At 54.4% G+C, this 206-nt stretch carries 1 protein-coding gene; it reads right to left on the bottom strand.

Annotation, left to right across the window (positions count from 1 at the left end; genetic code table 11):
• Nucleotides 1-206: Ig-like domain-containing protein (locus OGX89_RS00045; protein ID WP_286559679.1), on the bottom strand; the 206-nt coding region annotated here is incomplete at both ends.

Here is a 206-nt window from a genome sequence, read left to right as displayed (position 1 = left end):
CATCCCCCACCTTCGCATCCACGCCGGTTACGGTACCGGCGATCTGCGTAAAGCCGCCGTTCGCGGAAAACTCCTTAATATTAATAAGGTCATCACCCGCGACGGTATCAATATGCACCTGGTTTACCGCAAAGTTGTCGATATGCACGTCGTGGTCGCTGATCGCCGTCACTTCGTTGCCTACCGCATCATACGAGACAACCGTC

The organism is Citrobacter sp. Cpo103, assembly GCF_030332605.1.
Classification (GTDB): Bacteria; Pseudomonadota; Gammaproteobacteria; order Enterobacterales; family Enterobacteriaceae; genus Citrobacter; species Citrobacter portucalensis.
This window is presented reverse-complemented; position numbering and strand designations above follow the sequence as displayed.